At 60.4% G+C, this 25,400-nt stretch carries 23 protein-coding genes, 1 pseudogene and 1 other annotated feature; of the genes and pseudogenes, 18 read left to right on the top strand and 6 right to left on the bottom strand.

Features of this window, described 5'->3' with window-relative positions; all coding sequences use genetic code 11:
* Window positions 1-160 (top strand): annotated as a pseudogene (locus VE009_RS03200) (group II intron reverse transcriptase/maturase); the annotation flags it as partial.
* A 78-nt stretch (window positions 161-238) separates the two neighbouring features.
* Here the strand turns inward: VE009_RS03200 and VE009_RS03195 are convergent.
* From VE009_RS03195 to VE009_RS03185, 3 genes are read right to left on the bottom strand one after another with little or no spacing between them, the layout of a single operon-like run.
* The gene (locus VE009_RS03195; RefSeq protein ID WP_325005955.1) at window positions 239-1,204 is read right to left on the bottom strand and encodes a type I phosphomannose isomerase catalytic subunit; all 966 of its coding nucleotides are present in this window, start codon (window positions 1,202-1,204) and stop codon (window positions 239-241) included.
* A gap of 1 nt (window position 1,205) precedes the next feature.
* Window positions 1,206-1,832 carry a class I SAM-dependent methyltransferase gene (locus tag VE009_RS03190; RefSeq protein ID WP_325005942.1) on the bottom strand — a complete coding sequence of 209 codons (627 nt, stop codon included), beginning with the start codon at window positions 1,830-1,832 and terminating at the stop codon, window positions 1,206-1,208.
* A gap of 1 nt (window position 1,833) precedes the next feature.
* Complete coding sequence (locus VE009_RS03185) at window positions 1,834-2,898, bottom strand: TIGR01212 family radical SAM protein (protein ID WP_325005954.1); 1,065 nt, start codon at window positions 2,896-2,898, stop codon at window positions 1,834-1,836.
* A gap of 437 nt (window positions 2,899-3,335) precedes the next feature.
* Between VE009_RS03185 and VE009_RS03180 the strand changes: the two genes are divergently transcribed.
* A complete protein-coding gene (locus tag VE009_RS03180; RefSeq protein ID WP_325005941.1) occupies window positions 3,336-3,521 on the top strand; it encodes a hypothetical protein in 186 nt (61 codons plus the stop codon).
* 162 nt (window positions 3,522-3,683) lie between these two features.
* Window positions 3,684-4,532 carry a tRNA (guanosine(46)-N7)-methyltransferase TrmB gene (gene trmB, locus VE009_RS03175; RefSeq protein WP_325005940.1) on the top strand — a complete coding sequence of 283 codons (849 nt, stop codon included), beginning with the start codon at window positions 3,684-3,686 and terminating at the stop codon, window positions 4,530-4,532.
* Between the two features lie 73 nt (window positions 4,533-4,605).
* On the opposite strand, the gene VE009_RS03170 is transcribed toward trmB, so the two are convergent.
* Both VE009_RS03170 and VE009_RS03165 read right to left on the bottom strand, forming a co-directional pair.
* Window positions 4,606-5,727, bottom strand: coding sequence for an MGDG synthase family glycosyltransferase (locus VE009_RS03170; protein ID WP_325005939.1), 1,122 nt, complete (start codon window positions 5,725-5,727; stop codon window positions 4,606-4,608).
* An 83-nt stretch (window positions 5,728-5,810) separates the two neighbouring features.
* Complete coding sequence (locus VE009_RS03165; RefSeq protein ID WP_325005938.1) at window positions 5,811-6,341, bottom strand: phosphatase PAP2 family protein; 531 nt, start codon at window positions 6,339-6,341, stop codon at window positions 5,811-5,813.
* Window positions 6,342-6,563: 222 nt separating this feature from the next.
* On the opposite strand from VE009_RS03165, the gene VE009_RS03160 reads away from it, so the two are divergent.
* From VE009_RS03160 to VE009_RS03090, 15 genes are all read left to right on the top strand, one after another.
* A complete protein-coding gene (locus VE009_RS03160; protein ID WP_325005937.1) occupies window positions 6,564-7,721 on the top strand; it encodes a glycosyltransferase family 1 protein in 1,158 nt (385 codons plus the stop codon).
* A 361-nt stretch (window positions 7,722-8,082) separates the two neighbouring features.
* A complete protein-coding gene (locus tag VE009_RS03155; RefSeq protein ID WP_325005936.1) occupies window positions 8,083-9,318 on the top strand; it encodes a glycosyltransferase family 2 protein in 1,236 nt (411 codons plus the stop codon).
* Window positions 9,319-9,549: 231 nt separating this feature from the next.
* Window positions 9,550-10,101 carry a translation initiation factor IF-3 gene (gene infC, locus VE009_RS03150; protein ID WP_325005935.1) on the top strand — a complete coding sequence of 184 codons (552 nt, stop codon included), beginning with the start codon at window positions 9,550-9,552 and terminating at the stop codon, window positions 10,099-10,101.
* Window positions 10,102-10,127: 26 nt separating this feature from the next.
* A complete protein-coding gene (rpmI, locus tag VE009_RS03145) occupies window positions 10,128-10,328 on the top strand; it encodes a 50S ribosomal protein L35 (RefSeq protein ID WP_325005934.1) in 201 nt (66 codons plus the stop codon).
* 46 nt (window positions 10,329-10,374) lie between these two features.
* Window positions 10,375-10,734, top strand: coding sequence for a 50S ribosomal protein L20 (rplT, locus tag VE009_RS03140; protein ID WP_325005933.1), 360 nt, complete (start codon window positions 10,375-10,377; stop codon window positions 10,732-10,734).
* A gap of 137 nt (window positions 10,735-10,871) precedes the next feature.
* Window positions 10,872-11,399 (top strand): sigma-70 family RNA polymerase sigma factor, encoded by a 528-nt coding sequence (locus VE009_RS03135; protein WP_325005932.1) that lies wholly within the window; start codon window positions 10,872-10,874, stop codon window positions 11,397-11,399.
* Window positions 11,396-12,739 (top strand): DUF4179 domain-containing protein, encoded by a 1,344-nt coding sequence (locus VE009_RS03130; protein WP_325005931.1) that lies wholly within the window; start codon window positions 11,396-11,398, stop codon window positions 12,737-12,739. The genes VE009_RS03135 and VE009_RS03130 overlap by 4 nt, the downstream gene beginning before the upstream one ends.
* A 524-nt stretch (window positions 12,740-13,263) precedes the next feature.
* Window positions 13,264-14,982 (top strand): biosynthetic-type acetolactate synthase large subunit, encoded by a 1,719-nt coding sequence (ilvB, locus tag VE009_RS03125; protein ID WP_414694765.1) that lies wholly within the window; start codon window positions 13,264-13,266, stop codon window positions 14,980-14,982.
* A complete protein-coding gene (ilvN, locus tag VE009_RS03120) occupies window positions 14,979-15,467 on the top strand; it encodes an acetolactate synthase small subunit (protein ID WP_325005929.1) in 489 nt (162 codons plus the stop codon). The genes ilvB and ilvN overlap by 4 nt, the downstream gene beginning before the upstream one ends.
* A gap of 462 nt (window positions 15,468-15,929) precedes the next feature.
* On the top strand, window positions 15,930-16,922 hold the full coding sequence (gene ilvC / locus VE009_RS03115; RefSeq protein ID WP_325005928.1) for a ketol-acid reductoisomerase: 993 nt from the start codon (window positions 15,930-15,932) through the stop codon (window positions 16,920-16,922).
* Between the two features lie 54 nt (window positions 16,923-16,976).
* Window positions 16,977-17,236: a binding site (T-box leader), on the top strand.
* Between the two features lie 167 nt (window positions 17,237-17,403).
* Entirely contained in the window at window positions 17,404-19,068 is a 1,665-nt protein-coding gene (gene leuA, locus VE009_RS03110) for a 2-isopropylmalate synthase (protein ID WP_325005927.1), read from the top strand.
* A 163-nt stretch (window positions 19,069-19,231) separates the two neighbouring features.
* A complete protein-coding gene (gene leuB, locus VE009_RS03105) occupies window positions 19,232-20,311 on the top strand; it encodes a 3-isopropylmalate dehydrogenase (protein WP_325005926.1) in 1,080 nt (359 codons plus the stop codon).
* A gap of 123 nt (window positions 20,312-20,434) precedes the next feature.
* Window positions 20,435-20,893: a redoxin family protein gene (locus VE009_RS03100; protein WP_325005925.1), complete on the top strand. Its 459-nt coding sequence runs from the start codon at window positions 20,435-20,437 to the stop codon at window positions 20,891-20,893.
* Between the two features lie 12 nt (window positions 20,894-20,905).
* A complete protein-coding gene (gene gcvH, locus VE009_RS03095; RefSeq protein WP_325005953.1) occupies window positions 20,906-21,286 on the top strand; it encodes a glycine cleavage system protein GcvH in 381 nt (126 codons plus the stop codon).
* Between the two features lie 74 nt (window positions 21,287-21,360).
* Complete coding sequence (locus tag VE009_RS03090; protein ID WP_325005924.1) at window positions 21,361-23,181, top strand: cation:proton antiporter; 1,821 nt, start codon at window positions 21,361-21,363, stop codon at window positions 23,179-23,181.
* A 177-nt stretch (window positions 23,182-23,358) separates the two neighbouring features.
* On the opposite strand, the gene VE009_RS03085 is transcribed toward VE009_RS03090, so the two are convergent.
* Entirely contained in the window at window positions 23,359-25,323 is a 1,965-nt protein-coding gene (locus VE009_RS03085) for a glycoside hydrolase family 15 protein (RefSeq protein ID WP_325005923.1), read from the bottom strand.
* Window positions 25,324-25,400: the final 77 nt, after the last annotated feature.

Genomic DNA, 25,400 nt, shown 5'->3' with positions numbered 1-25,400 from the left:
CCGTGCCTTAGGTGTGCCTGAATGGGCGGCAAGAGTGATGGCTAACTCCAGACGAGGATACTGGGAGATGTCCCGAAACACAAACAACGCCCTCAATCGCTCCTTCTGGAACGACCAAGGGCTATTGAGTCTGACTTTTCGCTATCTTGAGATTCGTTAACCTTTAGGAACCGCCGTATGCGGACCCGCATGTACGGTGGTGTGAGAGGTCGAGGGCTTGCCGCCCTCTCCTACTCGATTACGGTACGTAGCTGCGAATGACGGTGACGGCGCCGGTCAGCGCGTAGCCGCCGAGGTTCGCCGGGAGCAGGTAGCAGTCGCCCGGCTTGAGCGCCGCTTCGCCGCCGTCCCAGCGGATCGCGCCTTCGCCTTCGCAGGCGATCAAGATCTGGAAGCTGTCCGCAGACGTGGACAGCGCCCACTCGCCTAAGGCGCGGCCCTTCTCGACGACGAAGTACGGCGAGGCGGCGAGCCGGAGCCACGCGTTGCCTTCCGCGAGCTCGGTCGTGCCGTACGACGCGCCGGCGCCGTCGTACGCGATGACGTTGAGCGAGTCTTCGATATGCAGCTCGCGCGGCTTGCCGTCGAGGCCCGGACGGTCGTAATCGTACAGGCGGTAGGTCGTGTCGGAGTTTTGCTGAATTTCCGCGACGAGCACGCCCGCCCCCAGCGCATGCACCGTGCCTGCAGGAATGTAGAACGTATCGCCCGGCTTCGCTTCGACCTCATGCAGGCAGTCGAGAATGCGGCCTTCCGCGATCGCCGCCGTCAGCTTCTCGCGGTCCACGCCTTCGCGCAGGCCGTAGATGATCTTCGCGCCCGGCTTCGCGTCCAGGACGTACCACATTTCCGTCTTGCCGAGCTCTCCCGGCGCCAAACGTTCATAATCGTCGGTCGGATGCACCTGGACGGACAAGTCGTCGCTGCAGTCGAGCAGCTTCACGAGCAGCGGGAAGCGTCCCGTCTTCGGCGAGACGCCCTTCGCGCCGAGCCACTCGGCGCCGAACTTCTCGCGCAGCTCGTCCAGCCGCATGCCCGCGAGCGGGCCGTTCGCGACCGCCGTCGTGCCGTTCGGATGCTCGCCGATCATCCAGCCTTCGCCGATGTTGCCCGGCGGCAAATCGAAGCCGAACCGCTCGAGCTCGCGCGCTCCCCATACGCGTTCTTTGAACTCCGGCTGAAATTGCAGTGGATACGGTTTCACTTCAGACATCGTTTCTCTCTCCCTTATTTGATGTATGTATGATGAAGGATGATTTCCTTTTCTCCACGGCGATAACGTACGGCGGCGCGTTGCGCTGGTTCACAAACCGGTATACCATCGCTTGATAACGCGAGGGATCGAGCGCCGCGGCCCACGCCTCGACGGCGGCCGCCTCGTCGGCGCCGCCCGCGTGGCCCGGGTACACGACGACCGTCGCGGCCCCGCCGGGGCGAAGGACGGCGAGCGCCGCGTCCAGCGCCCGAAGCGTCGAAGGCGTCCGCGTGATGACGCTATGATCCGCGCCCGGCAAATACCCGAGATTGAACATGACGGCGGCGACCCCGCCGACGGCGGCGGCGGGCAATCGCTGAGCCATCTCGGCATGGTCGCTCAGCAGCAGCGTGTACCGAGACGACGGGATGCCGGACGACGCCAACCGCTCCGCGGTATTCGCGAGCGCTGTCTCTTGAATGTCGAAGGCGTACACATGGCCGCCGTCTCCCGCGAGCCCCGCCAAAAACAACGTATCGTGCCCGTTGCCCATCGTCGCGTCGACCGCGATGTCGCCGGGCCGCACGCGATCGCGTACAATCGCATGCGCGAACGACAATACCGATAGGAAGCCCATATTAACGGCCATCCTCTCGGCGCGAACCGGCGGCGCTGAAGCCGGCGGCCGCGTTGGCGACGCCGATGTCGGCGTTGCCGACGCCGCTCGGGCGAAGCGGAGCCGACGGGCGCCAAAGCTTGCCCTGCCACGTGTCTCTGCGCACAAGCTCGGCGTCGATCGCGTTCAGCACTTCCCATTTGCGAAGGCTCCACATCGGCCCGATCAACAGCTCGCGCGGCGCGTCGCCCGTCACGCGGTGCACGATCATCTCCGGGGGCAGCCGCTCCAGCGTGTCGACGACGAGGCCGACGTATTCGTCTCGCTCCAGGAAGCGGACGAGTCCGGCTTCGTACTGCTTGACCATCGGCGTTTTGCGCATCAGGTGGAGCAGATGAATTTTAATGCCTTGCACGTCCATGCGCGATACCGCATCGCCCGTTTCCAGCATCATCTCGTGCGTCTCTTGAGGAAGGCCGTAAATGATGTGCGCGCAGACGCGGATGCCGTGCGCCCGCAGCTTCTCTACGGCCCGTAGATACATGTCCGTATCATGCGCCCGGTTGATCAGCTGCGAAGTGCGCTCGTGGACCGTCTGCAGCCCCATTTCGATCCATAAATAGGTGCGCTGATTGAGCTCCGCCAAATATTCGATCACGTCGTCCGGCAGGCAGTCGGGCCGCGTCGCGATCGACAAGCCTACGACGCCGGGCTGGGCCAGGATAGTCTCGTAGTATTCCCGCAGCTCGCTCACCGGCGCGTACGTATTCGTGTACGCCTGGAAGTAGCCGATGTACTGCGCGTTCGGCCATTTCTCGTGCTGGCGGTCGCGAATGTTGCGGAACTGGACGACGAGATCGTCGCGCCGGCTGCCGGCGAAATCGCCGGAGCCCCGCGCGCTGCAGAACGTGCAGCCCCCGGTCGCGATGGCGCCGTCCCGGTTCGGGCACGTAAAGCCGGCGTCGAGCATCACTTTGAACACTTTCGTGCCGAAGCGCTCGCGCATTTCATAATTCCAAGTATGGAACCGCTTGTCTCCCCAAAGCAGCGGCCCGGAGGAGGAGGCGGACGAAGAAGCGTAGGTCATGCTTGCAACCAACTCGATTCTGTAAATGATCTGCATCTCTTTCATTGTACCTCAATTCGGCGGCGGATCAAACCGTAAGCGAAGGAGCGGAGAAGCGCCGCGCGAGACGAAACGGGCGGGATCGCCGCGTGCCGATTCGCCCCGAAAATGAAGAATCGGTAAAGAGGAGGGACCGGCATCCGAACCAATGCCTGAACAGGGGGAGCGAAAATGCCGAAATCCCTTGAAAATCAAGGCTTTCCGGGCGCGAATAAGCGCGAAATTTGGGCGAAAATATTCGCCTAAATTCCGGAATTTTAAGCGCTTTCATCTTGACATACCTTACATGGTGTGTTAAATTAAAAGTGCGCCGCGGCAATCAAATATTCTATGCGAAACCTTGTTGTTTGGGTTTGTGCAGGAAGGGCACACTAGGAATACCTTCCGGAAAAATCTGCATGAACGAGGTGATCGACATGACGCAAGAAATCGCAGTTCCTCATGGCGAGGAGAAGATCATGATCGAGTTGACGGTGAAGGAAGCGATCGCGCTCTCCGGCGTCAAGTTCAACGAACAGCCGGATTTGCTGCCGAAAGCGCGCAAGAAATTAATTAAGACCGTCGAGAAAGTACTGCATCAGTAATCGCGCCCTGCGTTACGCAAACGATACATTTCATCGGAGCCTTCCCGTCGAACGAGCGGGAAGGCTTCTTTGTTTTGTTCCGCGCTTTACAAGGACGGGGGGATTGGGCACAATAGGGGAAGAAAATCGAGGGGCAAGCAAGCAGAAGGGGAAGTGCGAAGCATGACGCGTTTGCGTAGAAGATCGGGAACGAAAGAGCTGCTGAAGACGATGGAGGATCGGGTCGTGCTGCAGCCTTCCGCGTATCGCGGACGATGGAGCGAATTGTTCGGCAACGATAAGCCGATTCATGTGGAGCTCGGGATGGGCAAAGGCCGCTTCATCAGCTTGATGAGCCTGCAGCATCCGGAGTGGAATTTCATCGGCGTGGATATGTACGACGAGCTGATCCGCAAGGGCAGCGAGAAGGCGGACGAGACCCGCGCGCAGTGGACGGAGGAGCGCGGTCAGGTGCCGCCGAACAACCTGCGGCTCGTGCTCGGCAACGTCGAGCGGCTCGAAGAGATGTTCGCGCCCGGCGAAATCGAGCGCATCTATTTGAATTTCAGCGATCCGTGGCCGAAGACGCGCCATGCGCACCGGCGGCTCACGCATTCGAATTTCGTGACGAAATATATGCGGGTGTTGAACGACGACGGGGAGATCCACTTCAAGACGGATTCCCGTTCGCTGTTCGAGTTTTCGCTTAACTCGTTCGCCGAGATGGAGCTGATGATGCGGAACATTTCGCTCGATCTCCACGGGCAGGGGACGGTCCCGAACAACGTGATGACGGAGTACGAGATGAAGTTCTCGAGCCAAGGCGTCAACATTCACCGGGTCGAAGTGATCGTCGGGGAGAAGGCGATCGCGCGCCGGCGGGAAGAGTTGGACGCGGCGAGGAAGAAGCGCGCGGAAGCCGCCGCGGCGACCGACGCGGAGGAAGCCGCGCAGCAGGCTCAAGGCGGCCGGGCGGCGGCGAAGACGGTCAGGGTCAAGAGCGCGGACGAAATCGGCACCGCGCGCCCATAGTCGTGGAGCGGGCGCCGTTCCGCCGCAATAACGAAGGGCCGCTCGGCGTCGATGCCGGCGGCCCTTTCTTTTGTCAATTTACCATTTGCAGTATCGCTTTGGAGCAATCTTCGGGGTTCGTGCGCTGCAGCATTTGGGTCAGCATTCGCCGGCGCTGCAGCACTTCGTCGTACTGCATGACGAGCCGGTTGAACCAGAAATCGATCGTCTCGACCGATTTCAGCGTTTCGCCGAAGCCGTTGCTCGTGAAGTACTGCGCGTTCTCTTCCTCTTGGCCGGGAATCGCCTCGTGGAACAGCATCGGCAAGCCTTTCGCCAGCGCCTCCGTGCACGTCATGCCGCCCGGCTTCGTGATGAGCAGATCCGAAATTTCCATCAGCTTGTCGACCTCGCGCGTAAAACCGAGCAGCTTGATGTTCTCGTGCCGGAACGCCGGGTCGGCGGACATTTCGTCGAGCGCCTTCCGATTGTTGCCGAGCACGAAGATGAACTGGATGCGATCCCGCCAGTTGATCATGTATTTCAGGAGCTCCTCTTGCTTCATGAGCCCCCATCCGCCGCCCATGACGAGCACCGTGGGCATCGATTTCAACCCGAAATCGGCCCGCACTTGGTCTTTGTCCTGCTGCTGCCAGAAGTTCGGATGCACCGGGATGCCGGTCACGCGGATGATGCGGCTCGGCACGCCCTGAGCGATCAGCTTGTTTTTCACCTCGGGGGTGGAAACCAAGTACCGGTTCGTCTCCGCCGAAATCCATGTGCCGTGCGCGTCGTAATCGGTGATGACGGTGCACAGCGGCACGTCCAATCCGGCGGAACGCTTCAGGCGCGACACGACGATGTTCGGGAACGGATGCGTGCACACGATCGCGTTCGGCTTCAGCGTTCGGATGATATGCGCCGTCTGCGCGTAAAAAATACGATGCAGCGCCAGCTGCGAAAATTTGCCCACGCGCTTCTTGTATTGAGAACGGTACATCATGCCGTACAACTTCGGCTGCGAAGTGACCGTCTTTTTGTAAGCGCTGAAAATCATTGGGAAAATCGTCGGATGCAGGAACGACCCGAGCTCGAGCACCCGTGTCTGGACGTTGGGGGACATGCGTTTGATGCTGACGGCGAGCGCGTGCGCCGCCTGGGTGTGCCCGGCTCCGAATCCTTCGGAAAGGATCAAGATCCTCTTCTTTCGCTGCAAGGCAATTCACCTGTCCTTACATGGCCTCTGTACCGTACGTCAACGATATATGAAATAAGCTTATGATGCAAATGATAGCAAGATTACCCCAGGAAAGCGACCGTGCCCGCGGCGGTGAGGCAGCCGATGACGCAGCCCGCGGCCACGTCGGACGGGTAATGCAATCCGAGCGTCATGCGGGACATGCCGATGATCATCGCGACCGGAATCAGAATGAAGCCGATCCAGTTGAAGGCGATGACGAACGGCGCGATGACGGAAAAGATCGCCGTCGTATGCCCGGAAGGGAAGGAATGATCCTTCAACGGCTTGCTGCAGGTGATCGTTTCGGGCAGGGCGAGATAAGGGCGCAAACGCGGATATGTCTTCTTCACGATAGCAACGGGTATATGGCTGAGCGCCAAAGCTATGAAAGCTTGCATGCCGACGGTCGACACCGGCTTCGGGGCGAGCATCCAAATCCCCAAAGTGGCGAGAATCGTGGCCCTAGCTCCGCCCAGATGAGTGATCCGTTCGCATAGCTTTCCTACCAAAGCGTGATTGAGTTTGCGGTTCACAAGGAAAAACACGCGTTGGTCGTGTTCCTTCAGCCAAGAGACCATGCGGCTCCACATCAGTAGGTCCTCCTCCATCTGTCTGTCTTTTATTGTACCGAAACGGCAGAACTATGGCTACAGCGATTATTGTAAAATAGATTTGTAAATGAAGTATCAAACGCATATTAATTTTTCAAAACGATTTCTTTACGTGCCGATAACGTTGAGATAATAGACGCTTAATATAATATTACTATTGGAATCCTTGCGGCCCTGGGCCGCTGCGAAGGAGGCGCGGCGATGAGAGTAGCATTGTTTACCGATACTTACGTGCCTGAAGTGAACGGCGTTGCGAAAACGCTCGGACGATGGGCGGCCTTCTTGGAATCGCAGGGCGTCCCTTGCAAGGTGTTCGCGCCGACGGCGGAGGCGCGTCTGCCCGCCGAGGCCAGCTCGGTGGAGCGGCTGTTCAGCGTCCCGTTCCTGCTGTATCCGGATTGCAAGTTCGCCCTGCCGAATCCGCTCAACATGAAGAAGGCGCTGAAGGAGTTTCGCCCGACGCTCATCCATGTGGCGACGCCGTTCAACATCGGCTTTTACGGCAGCCACTACGCCCGCAAGCACGGCATCCCGCTCGTAGCTTCGTATCACACGCATTTCGACCAATATTTGGCCTACTATAAGCTGCAATGGATGGAGCCCGTCCTAATGAAGTATATGTCGTGGTTTCACGCGGATTGCCGAAAAGTGTACGTCCCTTCGCGATCGGCGCTCGATCATTTGAAGACGAAGGGGTTCCCCGAAATGGAGATCTGGGGCCGCGGCATCAGCACGGAGCAGTTCAGCCCCGAGGTAGATCGGGAAGCGGTGCTCCGCTCGTTCGGCGTCTCGCCCGACAAGTTCGTCGTCCTGTACGTCGGGCGGCTTGCCGCGGAGAAGAGCATCGACGTCCTGCTGGAGTCGTTCCGGGCGATGCCCGAGGCGGACCGCGCCGAGATGGAGCTCGTCGTCGCCGGCGACGGCCCGCTGCTGCAGGAGCTGAAGGAGACGGTGCGGCCCGAGGAGCCGATCCGCCTGCTCGGCTTCGTGGAGGGGCGCCGGCTCAGCGAGCTGTACGCGGCGTCGGACGTGTTCCTGTTCCCGTCGGCGACGGAGACGTTCGGCAACGTCGTGCTGGAGTCGATGGCGTGCGGCACGCCGGTCATCGGCGCCGGCGCCGGAGGCGTAGGGGATATCGTGCGCCACGGCGAAACCGGCTGGCTGTGCCCGCCGCGGGACGCCGCCGCGTTCACCGCCGCGCTCGCCGCCTTGAAGTCGGACGCGGGACTGCGCGCCCGCCTCGGCGCCGCCGGCCTCGAATACGCGCGTTCGCAATCGTGGGACCGTATTTTCCGCGGGCTGCTGGAATCGTATCGGGACGTCGTGCGGGAGTCGATGCGGGAAGCTGTCGTTTTATAGCGAAAAAAGGGGACGGAAAATCGAATAGGTAATGGACGAAGGCCCGGGGCATCCGGGCCTTTTGTAATATTCTCGTAACATTTCGTAATCAATTCGTCATAAAAAGTGAGAAAAACGGTAAAATAGTTACGTAGCGTCCAATAATGGGCGAACCGGGGGCGGCGATTCCGTCCGGATGACGCTTTATGCCGGAAGAATCGCCCGAAACGGCCGCTGGCGGTTTTTGACTTCCCTGGCGACTTGAAGCAAAATTCAGGGAGCCCAACGGCAACAAGGGGCAAGGCCGTCGAACCGAGTCGACGCGGCGTTGTCGTCCGTCGGCCGCGCAAGCAGCAACGAAACAGATCACAAAGGGGGCAGCATGATGAACGGCATCGTTCTTGTGGTGCAAATCGGATTGTTCGCAGTGGGGTTTTATCAACTGGTCTTGTCTTTCTGGGGATGGAAGCTGAAAACGGTGAAAAAGGATCACGCGCCGCAAAAAACGTTCGCGGTGCTGGTGGCCGCGCACAACGAGGAGCAGGTCGTCGGCGCGCTCGTCGACAACTTGAAGTCGCTCGATTATCCGCGGGAAATGTATGATATTTTCGTCATTTGCGACAACTGCACGGACAAAACCGCGGACGTCGTTCGCGCTCACGGTGCGATCGCGATGGAGCGCCATAACCAAGCGCTGCGGGGCAAAGGGTTCGCGATCGAATGGATGCTGAAAGAGCTGTGGGGCATGGAGAAGCAGTACGACGCGGTCGTCATGTTCGACGCCGACAACCTCGTCAGCCCGCGCTACCTGCGCGAAATGAACAACGACCTGTGCAACGGCTCCCGCGTCATTCAAGCGTACTTGGACACGAAAAATCCGTACGATTCTTGGATCACCGCCGCGTACGGCGTCACGTATTGGTTCTGCAACCGCCTGTGGCAAATGCCGCGCCGCGCGCTCGGCATGGCGAACTTCCTCGGCGGCACGGGCATGTGCTTCGACGCGAAGCTGCTGAAGGAGATGGGCTGGGGCGCGACGTCGCTCGTCGAGGATCTCGAATTTACGATGCGCTGCGTGCAGCGGGGCGTGTACCCGACGTTCAACTACGACGCCAAGGTGTACGACGAGAAGCCGCTCACGTTCCAGGCGTCCGCGCGCCAGCGCCTGCGCTGGATGCAGGGCCATTTCGACGTCGCCCGCCGCTACTTCTTCCCGCTGCTGTGGCAGGGAATCAAGGAGCGGAGCTGGACGAAAATCGATACGGCGCTGTATTCCATCAGCGTATACAACGTGTTCGTCTCGCTCGTGTTCACGGTCGTCATGTGGGTCGATCAGCTGCTGCCGGGCAAGCCGAGCCTCATGTCGGTGTACGACTTCGTTCCGGTATGGATCGGCACCATCGCCATTTTCGTCGTTTACCTGCAGTTCCCGCTGGCGCTCGCGCTCGAGCGGGTGAAATCGTGGAAGATGTACGCGTCGCTGCTGACGTTCCCGCTGTTCCTGCTGTCGTGGTATCCGATCACGTTCCACGCGTTCTTCACGCAGAACAACAAGAGCTGGAGCCATACGAAGCATACGCGGGTGCTGCGTCTCGACGACGTGCAGAAGTTCAACTGACGGCGGCGTAACGCAACGATCGAGAAATCGTGTTGACACCGGCAAACGTGTATGATATATTAAATCCTCGAGTGAGCAAAAGCAGAAGCACCCGCTTCTCACCTGACCGATGATTGGATCGGCTGGTCCGCCGCTGACGAGCAGCGCCTACATAGGTAGCGCGGCATCATCACGTTTGTCGGTAACTGACGCGGGTACTGGAGTTTCCGGTGCGCCGCGTTTTTTGTTTGCTTGATCCGTTCGAACCATTCCTGGAGGTGGCAAACCATTAGCAAGGACCATCAGATTAACGAAGAGATTCGCGCGAAGGAAGTACGTCTTGTAGGGCCCGAGGGCGAGCAGCTGGGCATTGTGCCGTTCCGCGAAGCGATGCAGAAAGCCATTGACGCGAATCTCGACCTGGTGAACGTCGCTCCGACCGCGAAGCCGCCGGTATGCCGGATTATGGACTACGGGAAGTTCCGGTACGAGCAGCAAAAGAAAGAGAAAGAAAACCGCAAAAACCAGAAGATCGTCGAGCTCAAGGAAGTACGCTTCAGCGCGACGATCGACGAGCACGACTTCCAGACGAAGCTTCGCAACGTCGTGAAGTTCTTGAACGAGCAGGACAAGGTGAAATGCACGATCCGCTTCCGCGGACGCGAAATCACCCATGCCAGCGTCGGCCAGAAGGTGCTCGAGCGCGTAGCGGCCGAGGTCGAGGCGATCGGGATTCAAGAACGCCGTCCGAAGCTGGAGGGCCGAAGCATGATCATGATTTTGGCCCCGAACAAACCGAACTAACCAACCATTTAGGAGGAACATCCGTCATGCCGAAAATGAAGACGCATAGCAGCTTGAAAGACCGTTTCAAAGTTACGGGCACGGGCAAAGTGAAGCGCTACAAAGCGTACAAAAACCACTTGCTGTCCGGCAAAAGCCCGCGCCAAAAGCGCGTGTTGAGCGGCCAGCCGCTTCTTCACACGGGAGACTACGCTCGCATGAAGCAGCAACTCCTCAACCTCAAATAATGTTCCGACCATAAAAATTTTCCGATAGCTACTAGGAGGTATTTCCATGACCAGAGTTAAGGGCGGGTTCGTGACTCGTCGTCGTCATAAGAAATTTTTGAAGCTTGCTAAAGGTTACTTCGGTGCGAAGCACCGCCTGTTCAAAAAAGCGCACGAGCAAGTGATGAAGTCCTTGCTGTACGCATACCGCGACCGTCGTCAGACGAAGCGCAACTTCCGCAAGCTGTGGATCGTGCGGATCAACGCCGCAGCCCGCAACAACGGCTTGTCCTACAGCCGCATGATGCACGGCCTGAAGCTCGCCGGCATCACGGTCAACCGCAAGATGCTCGCCGACCTCGCGGTCAACGACGTGAACGCGTTCAACGCGCTCGCGGGCAAAGCGAAAGAGCAAATCAACGCGTAAATTTCGCGTTTACGAACCGCCGTCCGATGTTTCGGGCGGCGGTTTTTGCGTTCGGCGGAAAAAATGGCCGCGGAAAGCAAACCGTTTGCCGCCTTCCGCAGTCTAATAAATACAAGAGAAGCGGGAGGAGGGAGCCGGTGGACCGAACGGAGCGTTTGGCGAGGGCGGCGATGGACGGCGACAGCGAGGCGTTTTACGAGCTGATGTCGCTGCAGAAGGAGCGGATGTACCGCATCGCCTACGCGTATTTCAAGAACGAGGACGACGCGATTGAAGCGATTCAGGAGACGGCGTACCGCGCGTGGAAGACGTTCCGCAAGCTGCGGGAACCGCGCTATGCCTCGACGTGGTTGATCCGTATTCTGCTCAACTGCTGTAATGACGAGCGCAAGCGCAAGCGGCGACTGCGCGGCGGCGCCGAGCGGGAGGTCGGCGCCGCCCCTTCGGCGGAAGGAGAGGTCGTCGCTCGGCTGGACATGACGGAAGCGATGGAGCGGCTGAAGCCGAAATATCGGGAAGTGCTGCTGTTGAAATATTACGAGGACATGACGCTGGGAGAAATCGCGGCGGCGCTCGGCCGGCCGGTCGGGACGGTGAAGGCGCGGCTGCATAAGGCGCTGGCGCTGGCGAGGGCGATCATGAGCGAAGGGGAGGGAGAGCGATGAATCGAGGGAAGCCGCCGGAGGAATGCTGGTTAGAAGAGCAAGGCAAGGCGCTGCGAGGCGCGCCGGTGCCGGAAGGCCGCTTGGACGAGGCGATCCGCTCGGGCATTCGCCGCGCGTCGGCCGAAAGTAGGGAGCGGCGCCGGTTCGGCCGAGCCGGCTGGAGCGCCGCCGCCGCGGTCGTGACGGTGCTGTGCATCGCGGGATCGATCCGCCTCTCCCCCGCGTTCGCCGAAGCGGTCGGCCGTCTCCCGGGGATGGAATCGATCGTGGAGCTGATTCGCTACGACCGAGGGTTGACGGAAGCGGTGCGCAACGATTATTACCAGGCCATCGGCGCTTATGAGACGCACGGCGAGGTGACGTTCGCGGTGGACGGCGTCATCCCCGATGAGAAGCGGCTGCTGATTTTCTATACGATTCGGGACGCCTCGGGCGTCGTCGGCGCGCGGCTGCACGAAGCGACGCTTCGTCTGCCGGACGGCTCGATCGCGTCCGGCTACTCGATGTCGTACCGCGGGAGCTGGGACGGGGAGGCGGCGCCGGCGTACTCCGACGTCGCCGAGCTGCTGTTCACCGAGGAAGCGGACGTTCCGGCGGAGTTTACGCTGGAGGTGCGGCTTGCAACGATGGGGCTGCCGAGCGACGACGTCTGGCGCGTGCCGATTCGGATCGATCTCGCGCAGCGTCCCGCCGCCGAGTATCGCATCGACCGGAAGGTCGACATCGAAGGACAGCGCGTGACGTTCAGCAAGGCGATCGTATATCCGACGCGCATCGCCGTCGAGCTCGAGTACGATCCGAACAATACGAAGGAAATATTCTCGTTCCTGGATCTGGCGCTGATCGGCGACGGGGGGGAGCGGTTTGCGGAACGCAGCTCGTTCCTCGAAACCGGCTTGCGCAGAACGGTGTATTTCGAGGGCAGCTCGTTCTCGATTCCCGAGTCGCTGACGCTGACCGGCTCCGCAGCCCGCGCCATCGACAAGGAGCGAACGCATCTCGTCGTCGATACGGGGCGGAAACGGGTGCTGGAGGCGCCGGACGACCGCATTTCGCTGACGTCGGTGACGGATCTCGGCGACTCGCTCGAGCTGTGTTTCGAGCTTCGGGGCGTCGCGGCGGACGATTTTATGATTTATTCCGTCGTCGAATCCGAGTTCGAGGACGCTCAAGGGCGGTCGTACCGGACGGGCAGCGGCCAACGTTCCGCCAGGCCGGGGGACGACCGGCAATCGTTCGCCTTGGAGATCCCGGACGAGGCATACGAACAGCCGCTGCGGTTCGAGATATACAACTACCCGGGGTACATTCGCGAGCCGTTCGAAATTCGAATCCGCTAAATAAAAACTTGACGCATAATTCACGCAAGAATATAATAATCTTTAAGCAAAATGCACAAACTGTTTGTGGTTATATTGGATCGGCTGTGAAGAGGACGAAGCTTTACGGGCTCTTATGAACAGAGAGCGGAAGGATTTGCTGCAACCTTCGCCATAACTCCCGTATATGCGAGCTCACCTCGGAGCTGTTTCTCTGAAAAGCGTCCCGGCTGTCGCCGGCGCCTAATAGGAGAAATCGGATCGGCACACGTTACCGTGCCGCAGGACGCTGAGAAGCGTCGGATCGGGCGACGGCCCGGCCGGCTGCCGCGTTTCTGCTTGAGGCCCATGCCGCAAGGCATAGGCGAATTTTGGGTGGTACCACGAAAGCGAACCCCTTTCGTCCCATGGCTGCGCCGTTGATACGGTCGCGCCGGGGGCGGAAGGGTTTTTTATTTTTTGCCCCATGGAAGTCCGCTGGTTTCTATGAACGAATAAGAAATGGAGGGTCTCATGTGAGCGTTCAACAACTCAGTGTCGCAAAGCTGGATAGTGAAGAACTGCGCAGCCGTCTGTTGAAGCCCGACGTCATTTCGGGCTCTGAAATTTTGCTCCGCTCCTTGCTCCTCGAAGGAGTGGAATGCGTATTCGGATACCCCGGCGGCGCCGTGTTGTATATTTACGACGCGATGCACGGGAATCCCGACTTTAAACATTTGCTGACCCGCCACGAGCAGGGCGCGATCCACGCGGCCGACGGCTACGCGCGTTCGACGGGCAAGGTCGGCGTCTGCATCGCGACGTCGGGCCCGGGGGCGACGAACCTCGTCACGGGCATCGCCACGGCGTACATGGATTCCGTGCCGCTCGTCGTCATTACGGGCAACGTCGCGACGACGTACATCGGCACGGACGCGTTCCAAGAAGCCGATATCACCGGCATCACGATGCCGATCACGAAGCACAGCTATTTGGTGCGCGACGTCAAGGATCTCGCGAAGACGATCCGCGAAGCGTTCCACATCGCGAACACGGGCCGCAAGGGGCCGGTCCTCATCGACATTCCGAAGGACGTGTCCGCGCAGCTGACGGAGTTCCATTACCCGGAAGAAGTCAGTATCCGCGGCTACAACCCGACGGTCATGCCGAACAAGGGCCAAGTCAACAAGCTGCTGCAGGCGATCGAGGAAGCGGAGCGTCCGGTCATCCTCGCGGGCGGCGGCGTCGTTTACGCCGGCGCGCACGAAGAGCTGATGGAGTTCGCGGAGAAGACGCAGATTCCGGTTACGACGACGCTGCTCGGCCTCGGGGGCTTCCCGAGCGCGCACGAGCTGTGGATGGGCATGCCGGGCATGCACGGCACGTGGACGGCCAATACGGCGCTGCAAAACTGCGACTTGCTGATCGGCATCGGCGCCCGGTTCGACGACCGCGTGACGATGAAGGTGTCGGAATTCGCCCCGAAGGCGAAAATCGCGCACATCGACGTCGATCCGGCGGAAATCGGGAAGAACGTGCCGACGGCCATCCCTTGCGTCGGCGACGTGAAGATGGTGCTCGAACTCGCCAACAAGAAGGCGAAGAAAGCGAAGTCCGACGCGTGGGTTTCCCAAATCCAGGCATGGAAGAAGGAGCGTCCGCTCTCCTACAAAGATTCCGACGTCGAACTGAAGCCGCAATGGGTCGTCGAGCTCATCCACGAGACGACGAAGGGCGACGCGTTCGTCACGACGGACGTCGGCCAGCACCAAATGTGGGCGGCGCAGTACTATCGTTTCAACCATCCGCGTCGCTGGATCTCGTCCGGCGGTCTCGGCACGATGGGCTTCGGCTTCCCGTCCGCGATCGGCGTCCAAATCGCCAACCCGGACGCGACGGTCGTCTCGATCAACGGCGACGGCGGCATGCAGATGTGCTCGCAGGAGCTCGCGATCTGCGCGATCCATAACATCCCGGTCAAAATCGCGGTGCTCAACAACACGGTGCTCGGCATGGTGCGCCAGTGGCAGGAGATCATCCACGGCCAGCGCTTCAGCCACATCGACCTCGCGGGCAGCCCGGATTTCGTGAAGCTGGCGGAAGCGTACGGCGTCAAGGGGCTCCGCGCCTCGAACAAAGAAGAAGCGCGCGCGGCTTGGGAAGAAGCGCTCGCTACGCCGGGTCCGGTGCTCGTCGAGTTCGTCGTCCGCCGCGACGAGAACGTGTATCCGATGGTGCAGGCGGGAACGTCGATCAGCGAGATGATTATGGGGGATGACGAATGACGACGAAGCATACGATCTCCGTCCTCGTCAACGACCAGCCCGGGGTGCTGCAACGCGTCTCGGGTCTGTTCGGACGGCGCGGCTTTAACATCGAAAGCATCACCGTGGGGACCTCGGAAGAACCGGGGCTCTCCCGGATGATCATCGTGACGACCGGCGACGAATCGACGCTGGAACAAGTCCAAAAGCAGCTGTACAAGCTGATCGACGTCATCAAGGTGATCGACCTGAGCGCGAATCCGATGGTGTCCCGCGAGCTCGCCCTGATCAAGGTGAACGCGGAGCCGAGCTTGCGGCCGGAAATTCTCGGCGTCGTCGAGACGTTCCGCGCGAGCATCGTCGACATCTCGCCGTCGACGGTCATCGTGCAGGTCGTCGGCGACACGGAGAAGATCGACGCGATGGTCGAGCTCATGAAGCCGTACGGCATCCTGCAGCTGACGCGCACGGGCGTCACCGCGATCAACCGCGGCGCCGGAAAGTAAGTTTCCCGGGTGCCGTCCCCGGCTGCGATCGGCTCCGCAGCGGGCCGCAGCGGCGGCTTAGCGGAACCGATTGTCCGTCATTTTCGCCGAAATGCGCAAACTGGCTATAATAACGTACATGATTGTCCGTTATTTCGGCGGAAACGCGGCGTTGCAGCGCAATTTCAGGAAAATAACGGACTGTCGGTTCCGTTATCCGGGGGAAGACGCGACCGCGGGCTAAAATAACGGACAAGGCGTTCCGTTATTCGTGTAGTTTGGCGGCGTTTCGGCCGGGCTCCTCGGCGGCGCGAGCTGCGAGGCGCCCGATTGACGCGGTATTGCCACGCTCGAACGAAGGCGTTCCCCTCGCAGGCTGCGGTCCGCGGGAACCTTTTCGACCCAAATACTTAGCTTGAAATCGACCCTTAACCAGGTCCTTCAATAAATTACATGGTTTATTCCAAGGAGGAAGTTATTGAAATGGCAGTAACATTGTACTACGACAAAGACGCAGATCTTGGCAACCTTAGCGGCAAAACGGTAGCGGTCATTGGTTACGGCTCCCAGGGCCACGCGCATTCCCAAAACCTTCGCGACAGCGGCATCAACGTGATCGTCGGCCTTCGCCGCGGCAAGTCGTGGACGAAAGCGGAAAACGACGGCTTCAAAGTCATGGAAGTTTCTGAAGCGGCTGCGCAAGCTGACGTCATCATGATCCTTATGCCGGACGAGACGCAAGCGAAAGTATATAACGAAGAAATCGCTCCGAACATCAAGAGCGGCGCGGCGCTGTTGTTCGCGCACGGCTTCAACGTTCACTACGGCCAAATCCAGCCGCGCAGCGACGTCGACGTATTGCTCGTCGCTCCGAAGTCGCCGGGTCACCTCGTTCGCCGCGTATACGTCGAAGGTTTCGGCGTACCGGGCCTCATCGCGATTCACCAGAACGCGACGGGCAAGGCGTTCGACATCGGCATCGCCTACGCTCGCGGCATCGGCTGCACGCGCGCAGGGGTTATCGAAACGACGTTCAAAGAAGAGACGGAAACCGACCTGTTCGGCGAGCAAGCAGTGCTTTGCGGCGGCGTATCCGCGCTGATCAAAGCCGGCTTCGAAACGCTGACGGAAGCGGGCTACGCTCCGGAAATGGCGTACTTCGAGTGCCTCCACGAGCTGAAGCTGATCGTCGACCTGATCTATGAAGGCGGCCTCGCGACGATGCGCGACTCCATCTCCAACACGGCGGAGTACGGCGACTACGTGACGGGTCCTCGCATCGTGACGGAAGAGACGAAGAAGGAAATGAAGCGCGTCCTCGAGGACATCCAAACGGGGCGTTTCGCTCGCGACTTCATCCTCGAGAACCAGTCCAACAAGGCGTTCATGACGGCGACGCGCCGCAACGAAGCCGCTCATCCGATCGAGCAAGTCGGCTCGCAGCTGCGCGACATGATGGCTTGGATCAAGAAGTAATTCGGTTTACGGCTTGAATTCGCGGTATCCCGTGAAGTACAATGAATTGCATAAGCAAAGACGTTGATAAGGATCAGTACGATGTTTCTTGCGCTCAGAGAGCTGCTGAACGGTGCGAAGCAGCCGCGGGAATCGTCCGAACTCGCCTTGGAGTCGCTCGCCGAACGCGGTTTTCCGTCAGTAAGCCGAGCCGGAGCCTGACCGTTATGACAGGAGGAAGCAGGACGGCGTCGTCCTGATCCGTTGAGTGCATATCCTTCACGGGTATGAACTGGAGTGGTACCGCGTAAGACGACAAGTCTTTCGTCTCCTTGTACAAGGAGGCGGAAGACTTTTTTATTGTTATAGAATTTATAAGTTTCGCTGACTTCGGAACGGGTAAATTCTATACCAAGAAAAACTTCCACTTAACCGCGGTCGCTCATCCTTGTATGTACTTCGATAGAAGTTTTTCTTATTTTGGATTGGGAGGTCGAACAGGATGAATAACGTGGAGAAGTACGCCAGAGGCTATTTTATGCCTCCGCGGCAGAGCCTGAAGTGGGCGCAGAAAGAATATATCGATGCAGCGCCGATTTGGTGCAGCGTCGACCTTCGGGACGGCAACCAGGCGCTCATCGTGCCGATGAACTTGGAGGAGAAGCTCGAATACTTCCAAATGCTCGTCGATATCGGATTCAAGGAGATCGAGGTCGGGTTTCCGGCCGCGTCGGAGACGGAATTCACGTTCCTGCGGACGTTGATCGAGAACGATATGATTCCGGACGACGTCACGATTCAGGTGCTGACCCAGTCCCGCGACCATATCATTCGGAAAACGTTCGAATCGCTCCGCGGCGCGAAACGGGCGATCGTGCATCTGTATAACTCTACTTCCTTGGCGCAGCGCGAGCAGGTGTTCCGGAAGTCGAAGCAGGAGATCATCGACATCGCGGTGGATGGCGCGAAGCTGTTCTTGGAATGCGCGGCACAAACCGAGGGGAATTTCCAGTTCCAATATTCGCCGGAAAGCTTCACGGGCACGGAGGTCGATTTCGCGCTCGAGATTTGCAACGCAGTGCTCGACGTATGGCAGCCGACGCCGGACAATAAGGTGATCATCAACCTGCCATCGACGGTGCAGATGTCGATGCCGCATGTGTACGCCAGTCAGATCGAGTTCATGAGCGAAAATTTGAAGTATCGGGACAGCGTCATCGTGTCGCTCCATCCGCATAACGACCGGGGGACGGGCGTCGCGGACGCGGAGCTCGGCATCCTGGCCGGGGGCCAGCGCGTGGAGGGCACGCTGTTCGGCAACGGCGAGCGCACCGGCAACGTGGATATCGTCACGCTGGCGCTCAACATGTACTCGCACGGCGTCGATCCGAAGCTGAATTTCCATAACCTCCCTGAAATCCTGAAGGTGTACGAACGGCTGACGAGAATGCGCGTCGGCGAGCGCCAGCCTTACGGCGGCGAGCTCGTCTTCACGGCGTTCTCGGGCTCTCACCAGGACGCGATCGCGAAGGGCATGAAATGGCGCGAAGAGCAAAATCCGCCGCACTGGAGCGTGCCGTACCTGCCGATCGATCCGCATGATATCGGCCGCGAATACGAAGGGGACATCATCCGCATCAACAGCCAATCCGGCAAAGGCGGCGTTGCGTACGTGCTGCAGCAGAAGTACGGTCTCGACCTGCCGCAGGGCATGCGGGAAAGCCTCGGCTACCGGGTCAAGGACGTGTCCGACAAGCTGCAAAAGGAGCTCATGGCGGAAGAAATTTTCGCGATCTTCCAGGAATCGTTCGTCAACGTGAACGAGCCGATCTCGTTCGTGCGCTACCGCTTCCAAGGCAGCGACGACTATTCCACGATCGTGACGGTGCGGATCGACGGGGAGACGAAGGAGCTCGAAGGGAACGGGAACGGCCGTCTGGACGCGATCAGCAACGCGCTGCAGACGAATCTCGGCATCTCGTTCTCGAACTTGGTGTACAAGGAGCATGCGCTCGAAATCGGCTCCGGCGCGCAGGCGATTTCCTACATCGGCGTCACTGATGCGAACGGCGTCGTGCACTGGGGGTCCGGCGTCGACGCGGACATTATGACGTCGTCCGTCAAGGCGCTGTTCAGCGCGGTCAACAACATGAACCGCCGGGCGTGACTCGGTTTCGGCGGCCGCTTGCGGCGCGATGCCGCGGGCGGCTCGTCGGACATAGGCGCTGCCTATAACGACGATAGGTTTCATATTCTTCCCAAATAAGCGGAAGTATGTTACAACCGAAATAACGATATTATTCAGTAAAGAAACGAGGAATAAGCGAACCATGGCAGAGACGAAAAAAATCGCGGTCATCGCCGGCGACGGCATCGGACCGGAGGTCGTCGCGGAAGCGATCAAAGTCATCCGCAAGACGGAAGAAGTGTTCGGCTACAAATTCGAGTTCGAGCACGGCTTGTTCGGCGGCATCGCCATCGACGAGAAGGGGACGCCGCTCCCGGAAGAGACGCTCCAGCTGTGCAAAAGCGCGGACGCGGTGCTGCTCGGCGCCGTCGGCGGCCCGAAATGGGACAACAACCCGAAGGAGCTGCGTCCGGAGACGGGCCTGCTCGGCATCCGCAAGGCGCTCGGCCTATTCTCGAACCTGCGCCCGGCGTTCGTGTTCGACTGCTTGATCGAAGCGTCGACGATTAAAGAAGAAGTGCTTCGCGGCACGGACCTCATCGTCGTGCGCGAGCTGACCGGCGGCATCTACTTCGGCGACAAGTTCCGCCGCCAAGGACCGAACGGCGAAGAAGCGGTAGACACGTGCGTCTACAGCGTGCCCGAAGTGGAGCGCATCGCGCGTCAAGCGTTCGAAATCGCGTTGAAGCGCCGCAAAAAATTGGCTTCCGTCGACAAGGCGAACGTGCTCGAGTCGTCCCGCCTGTGGCGCGAGACGGTCGTCCGCATCGCGGCCGACTATCCGGAAGTCGAGCTCGAGCACGTGCTCGTCGACAACTGCGCGATGCAGCTGCTCCGCCGCCCGACGAGCTTCGACGTCATCGTCACCGAGAACATGTTCGGCGACATCCTCTCCGACGAAGCGGCGATGCTGACGGGCTCCATCGGCATGCTGAGTTCCGCGTCGATGGGCGAAGGCAGCTTCGGCCTGTACGAGCCGGTGCATGGCTCCGCGCCGGACATCGCCGGCCAGGGCATCGCGAACCCGATCGCGACGATTCTCTCCGTCGCGCTCATGTTCCGCCTCACGTTCGGCTACGAGGACGCGGCGACAGCGATCGAGAACGCCGTCAAGTCGGTGCTCGACGCCGGCCACCGGACGGGCGACATCGCCGTCGACAAGTCGAAGGCGATCGGCACGACGGCGATGGGCGATTTGATCGTGAACGCCATCGCGAAATAAGCATATACGGTTAGTGACGAACGGTCGGGCGCCTGCGCCCGGCCGTTTTTTGCGCTCGTGCCGTCTAAGGAGTTTTTTCTGTACAATGGACGTAGACTAATCTAGAGGGAGAGTGTTACCATAATGGCGATGCGATTGTACAGCGCGCTGCCCGATTTTTCCCGCGCCGGCGATTGGTTGAACCGGGACGGGGCGGCGGAGCCCGCCCGCCGAATCGGCGCGCCGCTGCTCGTGCACTTCTGGGCCGCGGATTGCGAGCTCAGCAAGGAAGCGATGCCGCGCGTGCGGCGGTGGCGGGACGCGTACGGGCTCGCCGTCGTCGGCGTGTGCGCGCCGCGGGACGGCGAAGCGCCCGGCGGCTTCGCCGCTGCAGCGAAAGCGGCGGCGGACGCTTGGGGCATCGCGCATCCGGTCGCGATCGACGCGGAGCGCGCCTTGGCGAGAGCGTTCGGGAACGCATGCACGCCCGCGTATTACTTGTTCGACGAGGCCGGCTTGCTGAGGCACGCCCACACCGGCGGGCAAGGGCTCGGGCTGCTGGAGCAGCGCATTCGCAAATTGGTCGGAACGAAGCCGTTATAGGAGGGAATCATGATGAACGTACCCGCGCATTTGAAGTATACCGAAGAGCATGAATGGGTCAGCGTCGAAGGCAAGCTGGCGACCGTCGGCATTACGGAATTCGCGCAAGGGGAGCTGGGCGACATCGTGTTCGTCGAGCTGCCGAAGGTCGGCGCGACCGTGTCGCTCGGCCAGCCGTTCGGCAGCGTGGAATCCGTGAAGACGGTGTCGGAGCTGTACGCGCCGGTGACCGGCAAAGTGGTGAAGGTGAACGAGGCGCTGACGGACGCGCCCGAGCGCATCAACGCGTCGCCGTACGAGGACGGATGGATGATCGTCGTGGAAATCGAGAACGACGGCGAACTGGAGAAACTCTGGACGGCGGAGAAATACATAGAAACCTACGGAGACTAACGCTGGGGGACGGGAGGGCCGGATGAGTCCCCCGTCCTTTGCGTTGTTGGGAGAGAAACGGAGGAAAACATACGTTGGAACACGGCGCATCGCTTACATCGTTAATGATCGTCGTCGGCATCGCCTTCCTGGTGCCGGTGGCGCTGCATCGGCTGCGGCTTCGCGTGCTTCCGGTCATCGTCGCGGAAATTCTTGCGGGCGTCGTCGTCGGGAAAAGCGGCTTGAACTGGATCGCGGAAGATCCGTACTTGGAGCTGTTGTCGGCTCTCGGCTTAATTTATCTTATGTTTCTAAGCGGCTTGGAGCTCGACTTCTCCGTGATCGGCGCGGGCAAGCGGAAGCGCGGCGGCGCGAACGTGCTGCGCATCGGGCTCGCCCTGTCGGGAGCGGTGCTCGCCGCGGCGGGTCTGCTGGCGTTCGGCTTGCAGGCTGCGGGACTCGTCGCCGAGCCGATCTTTTTCACGATCGTCATTTCCGCCGTCTCGCTCGGGATCGTCGTTCCGGTGCTGAAAGAGAAGCGGCTGATGGAAACGGTCGTCGGACAAGCGATCCTGCTCGTCACCGTCGTGCTCGATTTGGCGGCGATGCTGCTGCTCGCGTTCTACATCAGCCTGCGCTCCCAAAACATGCAGGATCTGCTGGAGCTGGCGCTGTTTTTCGCGCTGGTGTACGCCGCCTACCGGATTATTCGCCGGCTGCTCGAGCGCAAAGGGACCGACCTGCTGAAGGCGGGCACGATTCAGATCGGCACGAGGGCGGTGTTCGCGCTCATCCTGTTGTTCGTGGCGCTGTCCGAGACGCTCGGCGTCGAGCTCATCCTCGGGGCGTTCCTCGCCGGGGCGGTCGTGTCGCTTATGATGCCGAAGAAGGAATTCGTGCATAAGCTCGAGACGTTCGGCTACGGCTTCCTCATCCCGATCTTCTTCGTGATGGTCGGCGCGAATCTCGATCTGGGCGCGCTGCTCGGCGACGCGACCGCGCTCGCGCTGCTGCCCGCGCTGTTGTTCAGCTTCTACGCCGCGAAAATGGTGCCGTCCTTGCTCCTGAAAAAATGGTTCGGCGGGCGCGAAGCGTTCGGCGCCGGCGTGCTGCTGTCGGCGAATCTGAGCCTCGTCGTGGCGGCCGCGGAAGTCGCGGTCAAATTTCACATCATCGACGAAGGGATGCGGGGGGCGCTCATTCTCGTCGCCGTGCTGAGCTGCTTCATTTCGCCGATCGTCTTCGGCAAGTTTTTCCCGAGGCAGGAGGCGAAGCGGACCGCGATCGGCATCGTCGGGGCCAATCACATTACGCTGCCTGTCTCGCTCGATTTGGAGCGGGAGCAGTACGACGTGGAGCTGTTCACGGCGGCCGCCGAGGAGGCGGGCAAGGATGCCAAGGCGACGCGCTTCCCGCTGCGGGAGGTGGAGCGGCTCGACGCCGCCGCGCTTGCGGAGGCGGGGCTGTTCGGCAAGGACGTCGTCGTGCTCGCCACGGCGGACGACGACGTCAACCTCGCGCTCGCCCGGGAGGCGAAAGAGCGGGGCGTAGAGCGGGTCGTCGCCCGCGTCGAAACGCCCGGCAGCCTTGAAGCGGTCGAAATGCCTGACGTGCAGCTGATCTCCTCGCTGTACGCGGCCAGGACGCTGCTTAAGGCCGTCATCGAGCATCCGAGCGCGGTGCAGCTTATTACGCAGCACGACGATTCGATCCAGGAGGCGGAGCTTCGCAACCCGGCGTACGACGGCATGCTGCTTCGCCAGCTGCCGTTCCTCGGCGACGCGCTCGTCATGCGCATCTTCCGCGGCGATTCGTTCGTCGTGCCGCACGGCAACACCGAGGTGAAGCTCGGCGACCGGCTGCTCATCAGCGGCGACGCGGAGCGCATCGCGGATATTCAACGCGAGATGTCGTAAGCGGGCGGGTCCTTACAAACCCACGATTAGGGGGAATCGGTGTAATCACCAGCCCCCCGACTGAACGCCGCCACACCCTCCGCCGAGCACGAAGCATACCCGAGACCCGAGCGCAGCACAACAAAAAGCCTCGCCCGACGAACCTCCGACAGGTTCTTGGGCGAGGCGTATTTGCGCTTACGCGCGTTTCAACTGCTCGTATTTATCCAAGTACTTGATCACCGCCAGCACGAACGTCGCGTGCGACCACGTGAGCGGGGCGACCGACAGCGGGCTGCCGTCGAACGGATCGAGCTGCTCGGACAAGACGCCGCTTTCCATCGCGTGATCGACGACCCACTCCAGCGTCCGGCGCGGCGACTCCAGATCGGCGAGCGACGACGCCGTCTCGATCTCGAACTCCGCCATCCACAGGGTGCAGATGATCCACGGGTTGCCCGGCACGACGTCCAGGTCGGTCGACCGCTGGAAGTAATGGTCTTGATGGTATCTCGCGATGCCGCCGACCTCCGTTTTGATCGACAGCCCTTCCTTGATTTGCTTCATCGTTCGGACGACCCGCTCGTCCGTCGCCGGAAGCACCCCGAACTCGAAAATGCCGAAGATGCTGCTCTCCAGCGTCATGTCGCGCTCCCAGCGCCCGTCCTTCAGCTGCAGTCCGCGTGCGAAGCGGCCGGCTTCCTCGTCCCACAGATGAGTCAGGATGCCGTTCTTAATCCGCTCAGCGGCCTGCTCGTACCGGCTGCAGCGCGCGTCGTCGCCGAACAATCTCGCGAAGTTCGCCGCCGCCACCATACCGCCGTACACGGCCGACGCCGTGAACGTGTAGATGCCGTACCGTTCCTCCCACAGGTCGTAGCTCGGCTTCGGAAGCTGCAGCTCCGGATCGACGTACGAGTAGAGGAAGCGGGCGGCCTTCCGGATGAGGCTCGGGTACAGCGACTGCGGCAGCTCGATGACGCCGTGCTTGGCGTAGTCCGCCCACAGGGCGAACAGGACGAGCGCCGTTTCGTCCTCCTGGATCGGCAGCTGCTGCTGGCCGTTGTGCACGTACGGGTGCCACGACGAGCCGACGGTGCCGTCCGGGTTGTATTTATGGTGGAGGTAGCCTTCCTCCGTAATCGCCTTCGCGCAAAAATGGAAGAACGGCACGACCATGCCCTGATAGCCCGCCATCGACATCGCGTAGGCGACGAGAGCACCGTCCCGCGGCCACATATAGCTGTAATGGTCGCGGTTGTAGTTCAAGATGTCGGTGTCGTTGGCCGCGATAATGGCGCCGCGCTCGTCGATTTGCGTCCGCACGGTCAGCAGGCTCTGCTTATACATGGACACGACGTCGCCGCGTAAATCGGCGAAGCCGCGCGACTGCTTGTTGACCCAGCGCTGCCAGTAAATTTTGGTGCGGTCGAGCAGGTTGCCCGGGCCGCTTTCGCGAACGTAAGTATTCAGCTTCCGCACTTCGTCGAGCGTATGTCCGGCGGTCATCCAGTAATACATCGTGTGCGAGTCGTTCGGCTGCACGAACAGCCGGAACGAAATCGTGCTGTCTACGGAGCCCTGCGCGATCGGATTGCCCATGAGATGACCGTCTTCCGCGTCTTTCCATGTGCCTTCCGCTTGATGAAATCGCTTGACGCCTGTAGTATATTGATAAATGCCTTCTTGTCCGGTGGAGCCGTTGAACATGAAGTAGTGATCCCTTTTGTAATGGAAAACCGTGTTGTTCGCGGGGTAGTAGGCTGCGGTGTCGCCGACTTCGGTTTCGTTGATGACGAGGTCTTGGTGGAAGAACAACCGCACTTCGCGTTCATGATCGGCGTCGTTGCGGACAGTAAAGCGGCGGATGAAAATATCCTCTCGCTGGTGCACACCGTCGTTGATCGTCAGCGTCACCCCGAGCCTCGGGTGCGAGGCGGTGAGCCGCGTCACGAGCGAGTCGTCCTCGTAATCGAGCGTACGCTGCCACGCGTCGTCCGCGAGCCAGGCGAATTCGCCGGCGACCCAAACGCCGACCCGGCAGTGGTAGCCGCTCACATGGTTTAATTGTCCGACATAAGGGTAATACAAGTCACGAATATAACCGTTCCGATCCAGATTGATGAGCATTTTGCCGTTGCCGGTTACGAGATGCCTTGGCACGCTACCACTTCCTATCGTCGTCGTTTCTCTATGAATACCATATTTTACATTTCAGTATACCCCGAAACGGCGCGGTT

This window comes from Paenibacillus sp. (assembly GCF_035645195.1).
Lineage (GTDB): Bacteria > Bacillota > Bacilli > Paenibacillales > YIM-B00363 > Paenibacillus_AE.
The sequence above is the reverse complement of the archived record's forward strand: the minus strand, read 5'-3'. Positions and strand labels throughout refer to the sequence as shown.